Origin of the sequence: Pseudonocardia halophobica (assembly GCF_050948485.1) — a bacterium.
Classification (GTDB): domain Bacteria; phylum Actinomycetota; class Actinomycetes; order Mycobacteriales; family Pseudonocardiaceae; genus Pseudonocardia; species Pseudonocardia halophobica.
Genome location: NZ_CP192046.1, coordinates 3,287,868 through 3,305,336 on the forward strand (window position 1 = coordinate 3,287,868; position 17,469 = coordinate 3,305,336).

General features: G+C 74.9%; 14 protein-coding genes. 5 read left to right on the plus strand and 9 right to left on the minus strand.

All coding sequences use genetic code 11. The features are described from left to right. Positions 1–14 precede the first annotated feature (14 nt). Together ACQP04_RS15855 and ACQP04_RS15860 are read right to left on the minus strand one after the other, a co-directional pair. Positions 15–2,420: a CoA transferase gene (locus ACQP04_RS15855; RefSeq protein ID WP_433507795.1), complete on the minus strand. Its 2,406-nt coding sequence runs from the start codon at positions 2,418–2,420 to the stop codon at positions 15–17. 1,256 nt (positions 2,421–3,676) lie between these two features. Continuing rightward, positions 3,677–4,888: a saccharopine dehydrogenase family protein gene (locus ACQP04_RS15860; RefSeq protein WP_433507796.1), complete on the minus strand. Its 1,212-nt coding sequence runs from the start codon at positions 4,886–4,888 to the stop codon at positions 3,677–3,679. A 188-nt stretch (positions 4,889–5,076) separates the two neighbouring features. Here ACQP04_RS15860 and zwf point away from each other — a divergent pair, with 188 nt between their 5' ends. Next, a complete protein-coding gene (gene zwf / locus ACQP04_RS15865; protein WP_433507797.1) occupies positions 5,077–6,573 on the plus strand; it encodes a glucose-6-phosphate dehydrogenase in 1,497 nt (498 codons plus the stop codon). Here the strand turns inward: zwf and ACQP04_RS15870 are convergent. Further along, positions 6,570–7,178 carry a hypothetical protein gene (locus tag ACQP04_RS15870; protein ID WP_433507798.1) on the minus strand — a complete coding sequence of 203 codons (609 nt, stop codon included), beginning with the start codon at positions 7,176–7,178 and terminating at the stop codon, positions 6,570–6,572. The genes zwf and ACQP04_RS15870 overlap by 4 nt on opposite strands. 149 nt (positions 7,179–7,327) lie before the next feature. Here ACQP04_RS15870 and ACQP04_RS15875 point away from each other — a divergent pair, with 149 nt between their 5' ends. Beyond that, positions 7,328–8,101, plus strand: a complete 774-nt coding sequence (locus ACQP04_RS15875) for a DNA-formamidopyrimidine glycosylase family protein (RefSeq protein ID WP_433507799.1) — start codon at positions 7,328–7,330, stop codon at positions 8,099–8,101. A 6-nt stretch (positions 8,102–8,107) separates the two neighbouring features. Here the strand turns inward: ACQP04_RS15875 and ACQP04_RS15880 are convergent, their stop codons facing one another. Further along, complete coding sequence (locus tag ACQP04_RS15880) at positions 8,108–8,314, minus strand: hypothetical protein (RefSeq protein WP_433507800.1); 207 nt, start codon at positions 8,312–8,314, stop codon at positions 8,108–8,110. A 165-nt stretch (positions 8,315–8,479) separates the two neighbouring features. Here ACQP04_RS15880 and ACQP04_RS15885 point away from each other — a divergent pair, with 165 nt between their 5' ends. Then, positions 8,480–8,944: an STAS domain-containing protein gene (locus tag ACQP04_RS15885; RefSeq protein ID WP_433507801.1), complete on the plus strand. Its 465-nt coding sequence runs from the start codon at positions 8,480–8,482 to the stop codon at positions 8,942–8,944. A gap of 4 nt (positions 8,945–8,948) precedes the next feature. Here ACQP04_RS15885 and ACQP04_RS15890 read toward each other — a convergent pair whose 3' ends face one another. The 5 genes from ACQP04_RS15890 to ACQP04_RS15910 all read right to left on the minus strand — a co-directional run bounded on the left by ACQP04_RS15890 (position 8,949) and on the right by ACQP04_RS15910 (position 15,180). After that, on the minus strand, positions 8,949–9,656 hold the full coding sequence (locus tag ACQP04_RS15890) for a glycosyltransferase (protein WP_433507802.1): 708 nt from the start codon (positions 9,654–9,656) through the stop codon (positions 8,949–8,951). Further along, positions 9,653–10,939, minus strand: coding sequence for a PIG-L family deacetylase (locus ACQP04_RS15895; protein WP_433507803.1), 1,287 nt, complete (start codon positions 10,937–10,939; stop codon positions 9,653–9,655). The genes ACQP04_RS15890 and ACQP04_RS15895 overlap by 4 nt, the downstream gene beginning before the upstream one ends. Further along, positions 10,936–11,979, minus strand: a complete 1,044-nt coding sequence (locus tag ACQP04_RS15900) for an acyl-CoA dehydrogenase family protein (protein ID WP_433507804.1) — start codon at positions 11,977–11,979, stop codon at positions 10,936–10,938. Before ACQP04_RS15900 ends, ACQP04_RS15895 begins: the two co-directional genes overlap by 4 nt. 103 nt (positions 11,980–12,082) lie before the next feature. Further along, positions 12,083–13,291, minus strand: coding sequence for an NAD(P)/FAD-dependent oxidoreductase (locus ACQP04_RS15905; protein ID WP_433507805.1), 1,209 nt, complete (start codon positions 13,289–13,291; stop codon positions 12,083–12,085). Between the two features lie 74 nt (positions 13,292–13,365). Continuing rightward, complete coding sequence (locus tag ACQP04_RS15910; protein WP_433507806.1) at positions 13,366–15,180, minus strand: NAD(P)-binding domain-containing protein; 1,815 nt, start codon at positions 15,178–15,180, stop codon at positions 13,366–13,368. 148 nt (positions 15,181–15,328) lie between these two features. Between ACQP04_RS15910 and ACQP04_RS15915 the strand changes: the two genes are divergently transcribed. Next, positions 15,329–16,303 (plus strand): aldo/keto reductase, encoded by a 975-nt coding sequence (locus ACQP04_RS15915; RefSeq protein ID WP_433508375.1) that lies wholly within the window; start codon positions 15,329–15,331, stop codon positions 16,301–16,303. A gap of 133 nt (positions 16,304–16,436) precedes the next feature. Further along, positions 16,437–17,402, plus strand: coding sequence for a glycine betaine ABC transporter substrate-binding protein (locus ACQP04_RS15920; protein WP_433507807.1), 966 nt, complete (start codon positions 16,437–16,439; stop codon positions 17,400–17,402). The last annotated feature ends 67 nt before the right edge of the window (positions 17,403–17,469 follow it).

The following is a 17,469-nucleotide window of genomic DNA, read 5'->3' on the forward strand; positions in this document are numbered from 1 at the left end:
GTGGCGCGGCGGCGTCAGACGGTGACGCCCTCGCGTTCCAGGGCGTCCAGCTCGGCGTCGGACAGGCCCAGGATCTCGGTGAGGACCTCGCGGGTGTGCTGGCCGAGGGCGGGGGCGGCGCCCTGCGGACCCATGGCGCTGCGCGAGGCGATCCAGCCGACCGAGGGCAGCCGGCGGGGGCCGATCACGGCGTGCACGGTCTCGGGGAAGAAGCCACGCGCCGCGAGCACGGGGGAGCGGTAGACCTCGTCGACCCGCGCGACGGCCTCGGCCCCGACCCCCTTGGCCTGCAACGCCTTCGCCGCCTCCGCCGGCGTCCGCTGCTCCGTCCAGCGGGTCACCAGCGCCTCGAGCGCGTCCTCGTGCACCCGCCGCGCCGCGAGCGTGGCGAAGCGGGGGTCCGAGGCCAGCTCGGGGGAGCCGAGCACGACCGCCAGGGCGGCGAACCGGGCGTCGTCCTCGCAGGCGATCGCGACCCACTCGTCGTCGCCCGCGCAGCGGAACGTGCCGTGCGGGCTGGCCAGCTCGTCGCGGTTGCCGATCACCGGCACCTCGCCGCCGGTGGCCCCGGCGTACAGCACCGGCCACGGGAACGCGGCGAGGCAGGCCTCGAACATCGCCGTCTCGACGCGGACGCCCTCGCCGCAGGCCCGCGCCTGGTAGAGCGCGGCCACCGTCGCGATCGCGGTGGTGATCCCGGCCATCGGGTCGGGCAGCGACATGACCAGGTCCGTCGGTCCACCCCGGACGTCCCCGTTGGACGACGCGATGCCGCTCAGTGCGTCGATCAGCGACCCGTAGGCCGTGCGGTCCCGGTAGGGGCCGGACTCGCCGAAGCCGGTCATCGAGACGGCGACGATCCGCGGGTTGATCTCCTTGAGCGTCTCGTAGGGCAGGCCCATCCGGGCCAGCGCGCCGGCGCTCATGTTGTCGATCACGACGTCGGCGGTCGCGATCAGACCGCGCAGCAGCTCCATGCCGCGCGCCGTCTTCAGGTTCAGCGCCACGCCGCGCTTGCCCTGGTTGTACTGGTTGAAGTAGCCGGACCGGTCGACGCCGACGATGCCGTCCGCGTACGGACCGAGGCCGCGGGTGGTCTCCAGCCGGGTCCCGGTCTCCACCCGCACGACGTCCGCGCCGAGGTGGGCCAGCTGCATCGCGGCGAACGGCCCGGCCCAGACCCAGGTCAGGTCCACGACGCGCACCCCGGCGAGCGGGCGCTCGGCGGGCGTGCCGGAGCCGGCCGGGTGGTCGGTGGGGCCGGACCAGAGCGACGACGCGTCGGCCTCGCCGTGGGCCGGCGCGGCCTCGCGGGGCGGCGGGACGGTGCCGTCGACCCGCCAGGGCCGCCCCGGCACCGGCAGCGACTCTCCGCGGGCGCCGCCGAGCGCGACCGGCGGGAGGGACCCGCGGGCGGCGAGGTGGTCCCAGCCGAGGATGTCCCGGGCGCCGTGGATGGGCGCGGCCGCGATCCGGTGGACGCTCGCGAGCTCGAGGAACTCGGCGAGGGTGAACTCCGCCAGGTGCTCGCCGACGAACACGTCGAGGACGTCGGCGTTCTCGTCGCGGCCCGCGGTCGTCTCGAAGATCTCCAGCGTGCCCCAGTCCGGCGAGCCGAGCATGGTGACCAGGCGGCGGAACTCCTCGTCGCGCGTGATCTGCATGAGCACGGTGCCGTCGCGGCAGGGGTAGAAGCCCCACGGCCCGACGCTGCGGTTGCCCTGCCGCACCGGCATCTCGCCGGTGTAGTGGTAGCGCGACATCGCGGTGGCCAGCACGCTCGCGACCGAGGCCTGCAGCGAGACGTCGAGCCGCTGGCCCAGCCCGCTGCGCCGGCGTTCCACCAGCGCGCCGAGCAGGGACAGCACCGCGCCGCACGCCGCGTGCACGCTCGACAGCTCGCCGCGGTAGCGCAGGGGGAGCGGGTCGGGGCCGCGCAGCGTGGTCGAGTTGATCGACAGCAGGCCGCCCGCGGCCAGCGCGAGCAGGTCGTTCGTGGGGTGGGGGCCGTCGCGGCCGGTGCGGCCGAAGGTCGACAGGTCGACGACGACGAGCTCCGGGCGGGCGGCCTCCAGCTCGACGACGAGGTCGTCGCCGATCAGGTCCGACCCGTCCCGGGTGGAGCGGAGCAGCACGTCGGCGCGGGCGGCCAGCAGGCGGACCGCGGGATCCTCGGCGACGACCGAGCGCTTGCCCGCGTGGAAGTAGGCGAACGAGGCGCTGCGCTCGGCGTCGGGCACCGACTTCGCGAACGGGCCGAGGGTGCGGAACGGGTCGCCCTCGGGGGCCTCCAGCAGCACGACCTCCGCGCCGAGATCGGCCAGCAGACGGCCCGCGTAGGCCGCGGCCAGCGTGTCCCCGGCCTCGAGGACGCGCAGGCCCGCAAGGGGGTGGTCGAACGACTGCGAACGTGACGTCATCGTCATTTCCTTCCGACGGTGACGCACGCTACCCGGCGCGAGGGGTGAGCGGGAGGGGGGTGGTGGGGGTCGGTTCCGGGGTTGGGCGGGACGGGATGGGGGATGGGATGCGGCTCGGTTGGTCCTGGGTCTGCGGGACGGGGTTGCGAGGCGGGTTGCGGGGCGGGGGTGAGACGGGGCTGTGGGGCGGGTTGCGGGGCGGGGGTGAGACGGGGCTGTGGGGCGGGGTGAGGCGGGGTTGCGAGGCGGGGGTGCGAGGCGGACGGGCGGTGAATGTGCAGGACGAGGGTTGATGTGCCGGATGGGCGGTGGATGTGCGGGGCGGGCGGTGGACGTGCGGGACGGGGGCGGCCCGCGGGAGTACGGGCGGGGGAGTGGTCGAGGCGGGGAGCTGAAGCGGCGGCCCGCTGCTCGCGCCTCTGATGCTCCGCTCGGGAGTTGCCGACACACCCGTCCGGTTCGGTGGCACACCCGGTCTCGCGTCCCACACCCGCCCGGGCCTGCCGGCACACCCGCGAGTTCGGCGACACACCCGGTCGACGGGGTGTACGGCGGCTCGGCGGGTGTGCCGGGGTCGGAGGGTCGTGGCTGTCGATAGACGTGCCGCGGCTGTTCGACGCGTCCTGCCGCCGGACAGATCCCGGAACACCCGGTCGACCGGGTGTACGGCGACTCGATGGGTGTGCCGGGTCGGGCGGCGTGGTCGAGCGGTCAAGGCAGCGAGTCCGCTCTCGACGCTCCGCTGCGCCGGGCGGATGCCGGCACACCCGGTCGGTCCAGGCGCGGGCCGTCGACAGGGTGTGGCGCGCTCGCGCCGGTTGTGAGGAGCGGTCGGAACGGTTGTGGCGCACCGGATCGGGTGTGCCGAGCCGATACGGTCGCGGTCGCGGCAGTGGACGCTGAAACCGACGGCACGCCCGCTCGCGCTTCTCACGCCCCGCTCGGAAGCTGCTGGCACACCCGTCGGGCTCGGTGGCGCACCCGTCGGGCTCGGTGGCGCACCCGGGCTCGCCTTCCACACCCGCTCGGAGAGGTGCGAGGAGCGCGTTGTGGATCCACAACACGCTACGGGAGGTGCGAGGGGCGCGTTGTGGATCCACAACACGCTACGGGAGGTGCGAGGGGCGCGTTATGGATTCACAACGCGGCCAGAATCTGTCCCGGAGGCGCGTTATGGCTCCATAACGCGGTCGGCAGGGCGCGAGGAGAGCGTCATGGATCCCTCACGCGTGTCGGAGGCTCGGGAGCGTGTGGCCCTACCCCGCGGTCGCCTCGTAGGTGTGGCCCGCCTTGCGGAGGCGTTCGATCAGGGTGTGGCCCAGGGCCGTGGCGGGGGTGAGGGAGCCTGCGCGGCCGGGGAGGTCGGCGTCGAGGGCGAGGGAGAGTGCGCTCTCGCCGAGCATCACCGCGGTGGCGGCGTAGCCCGGGTCGCCCGAGCCCGTGACCGTGGCGGTGACCGTCCGGCCGTCGGCCGTGGTGCCGGTGAGGACGTGGCGGAAGAAGCCCTTGGCGCGCGCCTGCTCGCTCGGCCCGCTGCCCGGCTTGGGCAGTACGCGCTCGAGCAGCGCCCGGGTGGGCGGGAAGGCAGCGCCGCCGACCATCGCCCCCATCGCCCCGGTGATCGCCACCGAGGCCGCCGCACCGGCGAGCCCCCGCCCGGCCGCCATCCGCTCCTCGTAGCGCAGGCCGCGGCCGTAGGCCCAGTCCTGCAGGGCGTTGCTGCGCCGCACGATCCGGGTGTTGAACGGCGCCATGACGAACGGGGCGGTCCAGGAGCCGTCCGGCTCGCGGCGGGGCGGGCCGGCGTCGCGCGGCTGGTCCGGTGCGGGCTCGGCGGTGGGGTCGGGGCTCAGCGAGTGCGGTCGCAGCGCGATCCGCCGCGCCGCCGGGTCGCCCGCCACGCTCTCGACGTGCCCGAGCAGGGAGGCGAGGGTGCCGCCGCTGAACCCGCCGCGGGCCGTCGCGACCGCCCGGACCCGGCCCAGCTCGACGCCCGCGGCCTCGCGCAGCAGCAGGGTGCCGAGGTCCGAGGGGATGGAGTCGTACCCGCAGGAGTGGACGATCCGGGCGCCGGTCCCGCGGGCGACGGCGTCGTACCGGTCGATCGCCTCGCGGACGAACAGCACCTCGCCGGTCAGGTCGGCGTAGTGGGTCCCGGCCCGCGCGCACGCCTCGACCAGCGGCAGCCCGTACTGCGCGTAGGGCCCCACGGTCGTGACGACGACACGCGCCGATCCCGCGAGCGCGGCCAGCGAGGCCGGGTCGGTCGAGTCCGCGGTGAGGAGCGGCCAGTCCCGGGCCCGCTCCGGCAGCCCGGCCCGCACCTGCTCCAGCTTGTCCCGCGACCGCCCGGCGAGCGCGATCCGCACGTCGTCCGGGGCGGCGCCCGCGAGGTAGCCGGCCAGCAGGGCCCCGACGAAGCCCGTGGCCCCGAAGACGACCAGATCGTGCTCCCGCTCCGTGCTCATGCCCGCATCGTGCCGGGTGCCCGCCCGATCCGCGCGCGGTACCGCGCCGACCACCCCGGCACCCCGCCCGACAGTGCACTCGGTTCGACCACTCCCGCCGATCACGGAGCGGGACGACACCCGCGGGAAGGGCTAGGGTCGGCCCCGACGTCGCGTGCCCACCGGTCCGTCTCCCGAGGAGTCCCCGCGTGCCCGAGTCCCGCCCTCAGACGATCGCCTACCCCGGTCCCGGTTCGCGCCCCTTCCGCCGCGACCAGGAGCCGTTGAAGCCGCACGTCATCGTGCTGTTCGGCGCCACCGGCGACCTGGCCAAGCGCAAGCTGCTGCCCGGCCTCGCGTACCTGTGCGAGTCGTCGCTGGCCCCCGAGGTCCGCATCGTCGGCACGGCGATGGAGGACATGACCACCGAGCAGTTCCGCGAGCTGGCGCACACCGCCGTGCAGTCCTTCGGCACCCACAAGTCCGACGACGAGGCGTGGGCCCGGTTCGCCGACCGGCTGACCTACGTGCCGCAGGGCGCCGGGCCGGAGGGGCTCACCGCCGCGGTGAAGGAGGCCGAGGCCAGGCTCGGCGAGGACGTGCAGCGGCTGCACTACCTGTCCGTGCCGCCGAAGGCCGCCCAGGCCGTGATCGCGATGCTGCGCGACGCCGACCTCGTCGACCGCTCGCGGGTGGTCATGGAGAAGCCGTTCGGGCACGACCTGCCCAGCGCGATCGAGCTGAACGACTACGTACACAAGGTCTTCGACGAGTCGCAGATCTTCCGGATCGACCACTTCCTGGGCAAGGAGGCGGCGCAGAACATCCTCGCGTTCCGCTTCGCCAACGGCCTGTTCGAGCCGATCTGGAACCGCAACTTCATCGACCACGTCCAGATCGACATCCCGGAGACGCTCGGGCTGGACGAGCGGGCCAACTTCTACGAGTCGACCGGCGCCTTCAAGGACATGGTCGTCACGCACCTGATGCAGGTCATGGCGTTCGTGGCCATGGAGCCGCCGACGGCGCTGGAGCCGCGGGCGATCAGCGAGGAGAAGAACAAGGTCTTCCGCTCGCTGCTGCCGGTGCACCCGTGGGACGTCGTGCGCGGCCAGTACGGCGGCTACCGCGAGGAGAAGGGCGTCGCCCGCGACTCGGACACCGAGACGTTCATCGCGCTCAGGGTCGGCCTGGACAACTGGCGCTGGGCGGGCGTGCCGTTCTACCTGCGCACCGGCAAGAAGATGGCCGAGGGCCAGCGGATCATCTCGATCGCCTTCAAGGAGGCGCCGCGGACGATGTTCCCGGCGGGGTCCGGCGTCGGCACCCAGGGCCCGGACCACCTCACCTTCGACCTCGCCGACTCCTCCAAGGTCTCGCTGTCCTTCTACGGCAAGCGGCCCGGGCCGGGCTTCCGGCTGGAGAAGCTGTCGATGCAGTTCTCCACGCAGGAGACCGAGTCCGCCGGCGACGTGCTCGAGGCCTACGAACGCCTGATCCTCGACGCCATGCGGGGCGACCACACCCTGTTCACCACGGCCGAGGGCATCGAGTCGCTGTGGGAACGGTCCATGCCGCTGCTGGAGGACCCGCCGCCGGCGAAGAACTACCCGGTCGGGTCGTGGGGGCCGAACGCGATCCACCAGCTGATCGCGCCGAACGCGTGGCGGCTGCCGTTCGAGCGGGCCTGGCGCGAGCGGCGCTAACGGTCCCAGAGGGGGTGCGGGTCGCGCCCGGCGAGCATGAGGAACCGGTCGCGCCAGGACACGTCCGCGGGCACCGGCGTCAGCGGCTCGCCGAACAGGCCGAGCTCGCGCCAGCGCGCCGCCTCCGGCTCGGTGTGCTCCCAGAGGGCCCGGGCCAGGTCCTCGGTCAGCGGGTTGACCGAGCCGCGGTGCACCGACACCTCGTGCGCCGTGAACGCGGCACAGACCGCCCGCCGCCACAGCAGCTCCGCGGCGGGCAGCCCGTCGCCGGTGGGCCTCGCCGGGTCGGCGACGGCCGCGGCCGCGGCGCAGGCCTTGTCGGAGACCTCCCGGGCCAGTGCGGGGAGGTCCCGCCGGTGCTCGAGGTCGGTGAGGTCGGCGAGCTCGGACGTGCCCTCCGGCTCGCGCCCGGCCAGCAGGTCCGGCAACGCCGCGTTGGCCCGGACGTGGTGGCGGACCAGGGCGTCGAGCGGGGTCGGCCGGGCGGGATCCGGCCCGTCGGGCAGCGGCGGGACGCGGATGCGCCACTGGTCGGGTGCCACCCCGTCGAGCACCTGGTTCAGCACCCGCTCGGCCTCGATCAGGCATTCCGCCGCACGCAGCATCCGCGCTCCCGTCCACATCGGTGTGACGTCCGCCGACGATCACAGCACGGGCTCGGTTCCGCACCGGCCGGATGGAGCAAAGTGAGTCACCCGGCCGTCAGTACGACACGTCCGGCGCGCGTAGCGGACGGAGCGCGTAGCGTGCGGACGTGGCCGAGGGCGACTCCATCGCGCGGCTGGCCGCCCGGCTGCACGCGGCGACGGCGGGCCGCACGGTCGTCGGCGGCACCTTCCGGCATCCCCGCCTCGCCGTCGCCGACCTCTCCGGGCAGCGCATCGAGGCCTGGCTGCCGCGCGGCAAGCACCTGCTGATGCGGACCTCGGCCGGCCTGACCCTGCACTCGCACCTGCGGATGAGCGGGTCGTGGTCGGTGCTCGGCCCCGGGAAGCGGCTGCCGCGGTCGGTGGAGGCCCGCGTCCTGCTCCGGCTCGACGACGGCCGCACCCTGGCCGGCGTCGCGCTGCCCGTCCTCGACCTGGTCCGGACACGGGACGAGGCCCGCGTCGTCGGGCACCTGGGTCCGGACCTGCTGGCCGCGGACTTCGACGCCGACCGCGCCGCCCGTCGGCTGCACGCCACCCCGGACACCGCCGCGATCGCCGCGCTGCTGGACCAGCGGCGCGTCGCCGGACTGGGCAACATGTGGGCGGGCGAGCTGTGCTTCCTCCACCGCGTGAGCCCGTGGCGGCCGATCGGGGAGGTCGACGTCGGCCCCCTGCTCGAGGACGGGCGCGCGCGGCTGCGCGAGGCCGTCGCCACCAACCCGCGGCAGGTCACCACCGGCGACCCGCGCCGGCCGCACTGGGTCTACGGCCGGGCGCGCCGCCACTGCTACCGCTGCGGCACCCCCGTCGCCTTCCGGCCCGCGGCGCGCACGCCGCACGGCCGGGAGACCTGGTGGTGCCCCGGCTGCCAGCGGTGAGCGCGCCTAACGGGGCGGCTCCTCCCGCCAGTCCCCGCTCGCGCCGGAGTTCGGGCCGCCCTCGCGGTCCCGCGGCGTCTCCTCGGACTCCTCGGACGACTCCGGCGACCCGGGACGCTCACGCGGGTCGCCGTGGTCCATGCGGTCCTCCCGGTCCCGGTGGAAGACACGCCCGGGCGCCTCGGCGGGATCGGGAGTGGGCTCGGTCGGCATGGGCCCGGGTTCCCCCGGACGGAGCGGCCAACCGTCCTCCTCCGTGGCGAACGATCGCGCATCCGGGTGGTCGCCGTCGCGCCGGGGCGGCCGCGGGGAGGTACGGTCGAGGCACACTGGTCCGGAGTCGAGAAGCCTGCTCCCACGCCGAGAGGACGAGATCCCGTGTGCCCCGCTCCCGACAGTGCCGAGCGTGCCGGCCCCGCGCCGGGCCTGCCGCCGGACCTGCCCGAGGTCGCGGCATGGTGCGATGAGGCCGGCGACTGGGAACGGCTCGACGAGCCCGGCAGCGGCATCGAGCTGCACCTCTGCCGCGCGGGCGAGCGCATCCGGGTGCTCGCGGTGCGCGGCGAGATCGACGCCGCGGAGGCCGCCGCCTTCCAGGACGCCGCGATCGACCTGGTCCGCACGGCCAGGTATCTGGTCGTCGACCTCTCGGGCGTCCGTTTCCTCGCCTCCCGCGGGCTCGCGGCGCTGATCCGCACGCAGCGCGCGGCCGAGGCCGTCGGCACCGCGCTCTACGTGATCACCGGCGGCAGCCGGGTCGTGCTCCGCCCGATGCAGGTGACGGGCGTCGACGGCCAGCTGCAGCTCGTCGGCGCGCTCGAGGACCTCGAGCGCCCCGCCTGACGGGTCACGCGCCCAGCCCGCGCAGCAGGTCCGCCAGGCCACCGACCGCGCGCCCCTCGGTCCGCGCGCTCGTCCGCACCCGGACGTCCGTGGGGGAGACGACCCGGTACCCCGCCGCCCGCAGCCGTGCCAGCAGCGCGTGCTCCTCGCCGGACGGGACCGCCGGGAAGCCGCCGACCTGCACGAACGCCTCCGCCCGCACCCCGAGGTTGGCCGCGTAGGCATGGGTGTGCCGGTCGGCGCCGGTGCCGGCGCGGACGAGGTCGGTGTAGCGGCAGAGCACGTCGGCCGGCAACACCTCGGGATCGTCGAGGTCCACGACGCCGGCCACCGCGTCCGCCCCGCGGCGGGCGTGCCGGAGGTGGTCGGCGACCCAGCCGGGCGGCACGACGGTGTCCGCGTCGGTGCTGAGCAGCCAGGTCCGGGCGGGCAGCCGGGCCAGCAGCCGTCGCGCGCCCAGGGTGCGCAGCTCGCCGATCGTGCGCGCGGCCGTGTCCCGGACGACCTCGGCGTGCGGGGCCGCAACCGCCTCGGTCCCGTCCGTGCACCGGTCCGCGACCACACAGATCGCGCCGGGCAGCCCGGCGCCCGCCAGCGCCACGCGGACCGAGCGCAGGCACGAGCCGAGCCGCTCCGCCTCGTCCCGGGCCGGGACCACGACCGCGACGGCCTCGACGGCCGCCGTCGAGTACGCGGCGTGCGGGCCGCTCACGAGCGGCGCAGGACGTGCAGCAGGAACTCCTCGTCGACGTGCTCGACGAGGAGGTCGAAGCGGGGGTCGTCGAGGAGCCTGCGGTGGGTGGCGGCCGCGTCCTGCGGGGCCTCCGCCGGCCAGCCCCGCCAGTGCGCCAGCAGCACGTCCCCGCCCGGCACCAGCGCGTGGGCGAGGCGGTCGGTCACGGCGTCGACGTCGGCGGGGGAGAGGTAGTAGAGCACCTCGCTGAGCACCACGAGGTCGACGCCGTCGGGCACCGCCCGCAGGTCGGGCAGGGCCGCCTCCAGCACCCTGACGCCGGGGAACCCGCTGGTCGCGTCGTGTGTCGCGGCGACGGCGGCCGGGGTGTAGTCGGAGGCGGTCACCGCGTCGCACCGCCCGGCCAGCACGCGGGTCAGCCCGCCGAGCCCGCAGCCCGGCTCGGCGGCGTGCGCGTAGTGCCGGTGCGGCAGGCACGCGGCGACGATCGTGCGCTTGCGCTCCTCGTACCAGCTGGTGCGGGTCTCCCAGGGGTCCGCGCCGCCGGTGTAGAGGTCGGCGAACCGCGCGGCCGGGGCGCTGTCCGGGCGGGGGACCCGGAAGAACAGCTCCCGGCCGGTGGCGAAGTGGGTCAGGACGTCCGGCGGCAGGATCGGCGGGCCGCCGTCCGGGGCGGGGGCGAGCTGGGACGCGAACCGCTCGACGGCCGCGGCCTTGGCCCGTCGGGCGGACTCGTCGAGCCGGTGCTCGCACGCCGTCGACCACGGGATCGCCGGGTCGTCCGGCCGCATCCAGGGCCACATCCAGATCGGGTAGGCGAAGCGGTGCGCGCGCACCGGGGCCGCCCGCTCGGCGGCGCGCCCGGCGGCGGCGTGGTCCGGGTGCGGGTCGCCGGTCCAGGGCGCGAGGCAGGCGTCGGCCGAGCGCAGCAGCGGGGCGAGCGCGTCGGTCAGCTCGTCCTCGCGGTCGGCGAGGCCGGAGTCGGGCAGGCCGAGCCAGGTCACCCGGGTGTCGCCGACGCCGAGGGCGTCGAGGGCGGCGTGCAGCTCGGCGCGCCGGGTCCGGCCCAGCGCGGCCCGGTCGGCGGGCGCGGCGTCGGGGAAGGCGGCCTCACCGTCCGTCGCGACGACCAGCTCCACGGTGCCGCCGGCGGCGTGCACCGCGCGCAGGAACCCCGCGGCGGCCAGGGTCTCGTCGTCCGGGTGCGCGGCGACGACGACCAGCCGGGCGAGGGCCGGGTCCATCGCGGGCGGTGCGTGCATGGCCAGGGCCTCGGCCCAGCCCGGGACGGTCGCGGTCACCGCTCACCCCCGAACGTGGCCCGACCCGCCTCGCCCGGCCCCGTCCCGCCCGGCACACCGCCCGACGCCGCCTCACCCAGCACCGCCTCACCCAGCGCCGCCAGATCCCGCTCGCCGTGGTGCTGGCGGACGTACATCCCCAGGTCGGCCAGCCGGTCGGCCAGCCCGCCGGCCAGCGCGGCGACCCCGGCCACCCGCGGGGCGACGTCGAGGACCGTCCGGCAGAGCCGCTCGGCCGCAGCGCGGGCGGTCCACGCGGCGGTGCGGTGGGTCGACTTGGGGTCGGCGTCGATGGCGTCGGCGGTGCGGGTGAGCAGGGCGTCGACCGCCTCGAGCCCGGTGTGCAGCTCACCGAGCCGGGCCAGCTGATGGGGATCGGCGTTCTCCCGCAACCGTTCCCGCAGCGCGTCGACGATCCCGGCAGCGCCGCCCGACCAGACGGCCGCGACGCCGGCGCCACCCCACCAGAACCCCGGCCGCTCGGTGTAGAAGCCGGGTTCGCCTACCAGGTCGGTCACCTCGAGGTCGTCGAGGTCGACGTCGAGGGTGTCGCTGTCGCGCATGCCGGCGGCGCGCCAGGAGTCCGCGTGCCGCCGGACCCCGGTGCGGGAGAGGTCCACGTCGACGATCCGGCTGCCAGCGGGCGCGGCGGCGACCACGAGCGCGCGCTCCAGGTCCGGGGCGCCGGAGCAGAAGCGGACCCGTCCGCGCAGGACCCACGACCCGGCCGCCCCGGCCAGCTCGGCGCCGGTGCCGCCCGAGCGGGCCGCCCACACGCCGTACCGGGCGCCGGGCACCGGCTCGGCGCCCGCCTCGCGCAGGATCGCGACGGCGTCGGTGTGGCCCTCGGCGAGCCGGGCGAGCGGCAGGCTCTCCCGGCCCCACGCCGCCAGCCGCGCCCAGCGGACGCCGGTCGCGCCCTGCCCGGGCGGCGGCAGCTCCAACCCGCCGGCGCGGAGCAGAGCGGCCAGCCGGTCGGCGGGGCGGGCGCCGTCCGGTCCGGGCGTCGGCCGGCCGGCACCGGCGGACAGCAGTGACACGCGCACCTCCGTGGGGGATCACACGGTGCGTCGCGTGCGCGCCGGGTTCCCTGTCGAACCGCAGAACGATCAACAGGGAGGTACCCGGAGGGTCGTCCGCCTGCTACTCCTCTGTGATCGTCGCCACGTCCGGGACCGGTTCCCCGGCCGCGACGAGCTGCTCGCCGCGCTCGTAGTCCTCGTCGGCCCGGTGGGTGGCGACCCCGACCGCGTGGCCCTGCTCGTCGGCGTACCAGACGGTGAAGGCGCCGTCGCCGTGGTCGACGAGCCGGTCGTGGTCGTAGCCGTCGCCCCAGGCCGCGTACTTGAGGGTGCGGTCGCCGATCTCGGTCCAGAAGCCCGGCACGGCGTCCCAGCGCAGGTCGGCCCCGGCGGCCACCCCGCCCGCGATGGTGCCCATCGCCTCCGCCTCGCCCCAGTGCTCGACGACGAGGTGGCGGCCCGCGGTGGCGTTGCGCGCATAGGCGACGTCGCCGGCGGCGTACAGGCCCGGCAGCGAGGTGCGCATGTGCTCGTCGACGACCACGCGGTCCTGCTCGACACGCGCGCCGGTGGCGCGGGCGAGGGTGACGTGCGGGTCGATCCCGCCTGCGACCAGCACGAGGTCGGCCTCCAGCGGGGCGCGCCCGGACACCCGGACCCGGCGCGGGCGCTCGTCCGGGTCGCCCAGCGGCTCGATCGCCTCGACCTGGACGCCGCCGACGAGCGTGACGCCGTCCTCGGCGAGCCAGCCGGCGATCCGGCGGCCGGCGTCGGCGCCGAGGCGCTTCTCCTGCGGCAGCTCCTCGGTGCTCACGACCGTGACGGCCAGCCCCCGGCGGGCCAGGGAGGCGGCGGCCTCGCAGCCGATGAACCCCGACCCGACCACGACGGCGCTGCGGGCGGTGAGGGCGGCCGACCGCAGCTCCTTGGCGCTGTCGAGCGAGCGCAGCATGGCGACGGCGGGCGCGTCGGCGCCGGGCACCGGGAGCGGCTTCGGGGCGGACCCGGTGGCCAGGACACAGGCCTTGTAGGTGATCCGCGCGCCGCCGGACAGCTGCGCGGCGCGCTCCTCACCGTGCAACGTGGTCACCATCTGCCGCAGCAGCAACGTGATGCCGCGGTCGGTGTAGGTGGTGGCGGGGGTCAGCTCCGTGTCGCCCGCCTCGGACTCGCCGCGGAGGTAGTCCTTCGACAGCGGCGGCCGGAAGTAGGGCGGCGCGGTGTCGTCCGAGACGAGCACGACCGCGCCCTCGCCCCCGTGGTCGCGGTAGCTGGTGGCGGCGGCCAGCGCGGCCGGCCCGCCGCCGACGACGAGGAGTTCGGCATGCATGTGACGCGGGATACCCGGCGGCGGAGATCGACTCACGTGATCCACTCGCCCCGCCGCCGGGCACCGCGCCGGGCTCAGCCGGTGTGGTGCACCTCCTGCAGGCCGTAGACCGGCGTCGGGAGGCCCTCGAGCCGCGCCTTGAGCTGCAGCGCGAGGTACAGCGAGTAGTGGCGGCTCTGGTGCAGGTTGCCGCCGTGGAACCACAGCCCCTCCTGCTGGGTGGGCTTCCACATGTTGCGCTGCTCGCCCTCCCACGGGCCCGGATCCTTGGTGGTGTCGGAGCCCAGCCCCCACACCTTGCCGACCTTGTCGGCGACCTCCGGGCTGATGAGGTCCGCGGCCCAGCCGTTCATCGAGCCGTACCCCGTCGCGTAGACGACGAGGTCCGCCTCGAGCTCGGTGCCGTCGTCGAGCTTGACGGTGTGCTCGGTCAGCTCGACGACCTGGCCCTGCACCAGCGTGACCTCGCCGTCGGCGACGAGGTCCGCCGCACCGACGTCGATGTAGTAGCCCGAGCCGCGGCGCAGGTACTTCATGAACAGGCCGGAGTCGTCGTCGCCCCAGTCGTGGCGGAACCCGGAGGCCTCCAACCGGTCGTAGAACTCCTGGTCCCGCTCCTTGATCGCCGCGTACACCGGCTGCTGGAAGGTGTGCATGATCCGGTACGGGATGGACGCGAAGGTCATGTCGGCCTTCTGCGTGGTCATCCCGGCGGCGACCGCACGCTCCGAGTACAGGTCGCCCAGCCCCAGTTCCATCAGGGAGTCGGACCTGACGATGTGGGTCGAGGAGCGCTGCACCATCGTGACGTCGGCGCCCACCTCCCAGAGTGCGCCGCAGATGTCGAAGGCCGAGTTGTTCGACCCGACGACCACGACCTTCTTGTCCTTGTAGGCGTCCGGGCCCGGGTGCTTCGAGCTGTGGTGCTGCTCGCCCCGGAACACGTCCTGGCCGGGCAGCTGCGGCACGTTCGGCTTGCCGGACATGCCCGTGGCCAGCACGAGCTGCTTGGGATGGAGGGTGATCTCCTCGCCGTCACGGTCGACGACGACCGTCCACTCCTTCGCCTCCTCGTCGTACGAGGCCGACTTGCAGGTCGTGGAGGACCAGTAGTTGACCTCCATGACCTTCGTGTACATCTCGAGCCAGTCGGCGATCTTGTCCTTCGGCGCGAAGACCGGCCAGTTCTTCGGGAAGTCGATGTACGGCAGGTGGTCGTACCAGACCGGGTCGTGCAGGCAGAGCGACTTGTACCGGCCGCGCCACTGGTCGCCGGGCCGCGGGTACCGGTCGACGACCACGTGCGGCACGCCGAGCTGCTTGAGCCGGGCGCCGAGCGCGATGCCGCCCTGCCCGCCGCCGACCACGACGACGTACGGCTGCCGGGTGCGGCCCATCTCCTCGACCTCGGCCTGACGGGCCTCCGACCAGGTCACGCGCTCGCGGTTGACGCCGTGCTCGGCGCCCATCGGCCGGCGCTCGCCCTGGGGCTCCTCGTGCTCCTTCAGCTCGTAGAGCGTGGTGAGGAAGGTCCAGGCGCCCTCGTCGGTGAGCCGCAGGTGCCCGCGGCCCCGGCCCACGGCCGTCTCGAACGCGATCCAGGCGTCGACGACGCCGTCGGCCTCGGTCGGCTCCTCGGTGGCGTGGAAGTTGCGTGCGTCCGTCGACTCCATGGTCGACCGCAGCAGGTCCGCGATCCCGTCGCGGTTCTCGACGGTCTTGATGTTCCAGGTGAACGCGACCAGGTCGCGCCAGAACGACGTCGTCGCGAAGAGGCCGGCCGCCCGCTCGGCGTCCCGGGCCGCGAGGGCGGCCTCGAAGTCGGCGAGCCACGTGTCGACCCGCTCGCGGGCCCCGGTGGCGGCGGCCGGTTCGAGGGTCTGGGTCATGCGGACCTCCCTGTCCGTCTCCCGTGTGGTGCGTGCCACTCCACTGAAGCCCCCCGCGACACGGGGATCAAGGGTTGCAGCGCCGTTGCAACTCCGCGGCGGGGCTCGTGCACCTCGAAGGCCGTCGTCACGGCACCGCGGCCGGGTGATGTGGCAGCGTGGTGGCGTGACCTCCGTACGCCGCATCGGGATCGGGCTGGCCGCGGTCGGCCGGCCCGCGTACATCACCGCCGGACGGGAGCGCGACCTCGGCGACGCGCGGGACGTCGAGGCGCTGCGCGAACGCACGTGGGCGGTGCTCGACGCGGCCTACGCGGCGGGGATCCGGTACGTCGACGCCGCCCGGTCCTACGGCCGGGCCGAGGAGTTCCTGGCCGGCTGGCTGGCCGCCCGCCCGGACACGGCGGACGTCGAGATCGGGTCGAAGTGGGGGTACCGGTACGTCGGCGACTGGCGGCTCGACGCCGGAACACACGAGGTCAAGGACCACTCGGTCGAGGCGTTCGCCGAGCAGTCCGCGGAGTCGCTGGCGCTGCTCGGGGACCGGCTCGCGGTGTACCACGTGCACTCGGCGACGCTCGACACCGGCGCGCTCGACGACGCCGAGCTCCACCGCGCGATGGCGGACCTGCGCGAGCACGGGATCCGGGTCGGGATCTCGACGTCCGGCCCGCGGCAGGCCGAGGCCGTGCGGCGGGCGCTGGACGTGATCGTGGACGGCGAGCCGCTGTTCACCTCGTTCCAGAGCACCTGGAACATCCTCGAGCCGTCCGTCGGTCCGGCCCTGGCGGAGGCCGCGGACGCCGGGGCGAGGGTGATCGTCAAGGAGGCCGTCGCGAACGGGCGGCTGGCCCCGGGCGGTGCGACGGACTCGCGGGACGACCGGGTCGCCAACCTGGCCGACGAGCTGGGCACCAGCGTGGACCGGCTGGCCTTCGCCGCGGTGCTGGCCGAGCCGTGGGCGGGGATCGTGCTGTCCGGTGCCGTCGACCCCGCGCAGGTGGCGAGCAACGTGGCCGCGACCGGGCTGAAGATCCCGGCCGAGGTGGAGGACGAGCTGCTCGACCTCGCCGAGCCCGCCGAGCAGTACTGGGCCGCCCGCGGCGCCCGCGCCTGGGCCTGAACCCGCGCCTGGGCCTGAACCCGTACGGGCCGTTCCGAAGAGGTGTTACCTGCGTCACGGGTTCGGGTAGAAAGCTCCCATCCTGGTCCGGACGCACCCGGCGTGCCGGCCGCGGGGAAGGGAAGAACGGCCGATGTTGCGGACATCAGCACGTCGCCGCGCCGGTGTGGTCCTCGGTGCGATCGGGGTCGCCGCGACGGTGCTGGCCGGCTGCGGCGGGGGCGGCACCTCCGGCTCGGGGTCCGGTTCGGGGGGCGGGATGACGGTCAAGGCCGGCGAGTTCCCCTGGAGCGCCGCCACGCTGACCAACGCGATCCTCTCCGAGGTCGCCGCGCAGCACCCGGAGCTGGGGGTTTCCCGGATCGACACCACCACACTGGGGCCGGCCCCGGCGTGGGCCGGCGCACAGCGGGGCGACATCGACCTGCTCGCCGAGGTCGCGCTGCCCAACCAGCAGCAGCTGGCAGACAAGGCCAAGGACCGGATGAGCCTGGTGCACCAGACCTACGGCGGCGCCGCCCAGGGCTGGTTCGTCCCCACCTACGCCACGGAGCCCGGGCAGCCGCTCACCGGCCTCACCAGCGTCACGCAACTCAACAACTACGCCGCCGCGCTCGGCAACAAGCTCGTCGATGCGGACCCGAGCTTCATCACCACGCAGCAGAACGCCAAACGGCTCGCGGGCTACGGCCTGACCCTGCAGCAGGTCACCTCCAGCGAGGCGGCCCAGCTGGCGGAGCTGAAGCGGGCGTACGACAGCAGGAAGCCGATCCTCGTGTACCTCTACCACCCGCACTGGGTGTTCACGCAGTTCCAGATGACCCAGCTGACCGAGCCCACGCCGTACCGGCCCGACTGCTTCACCACCGGCAACGGCGCCTGCGCGATGCCGGACTACTCGGCCTGGACCGCGGCGAGTACGACCCTGCAGCAGCAGACCCCGAAGTTCTACGCGATGCTGCAGAAGTTCGAGATCCCGGTGGCTGACGTCGAGGCCATGCAGAAGAGCGTCGACATCGACAAGCAGCCCGCCGACCAGGTCGCCAAGCAGTGGCTCGCGGCGAACCAGCAGCGCGTGCAGCAATGGCTGGCGGGCTGAACGGCCCCGAGCCGGTGATCGCCGCCGGGACCTGACGAAGGCCGTGCGCCGACCCGCGACGGTTGTA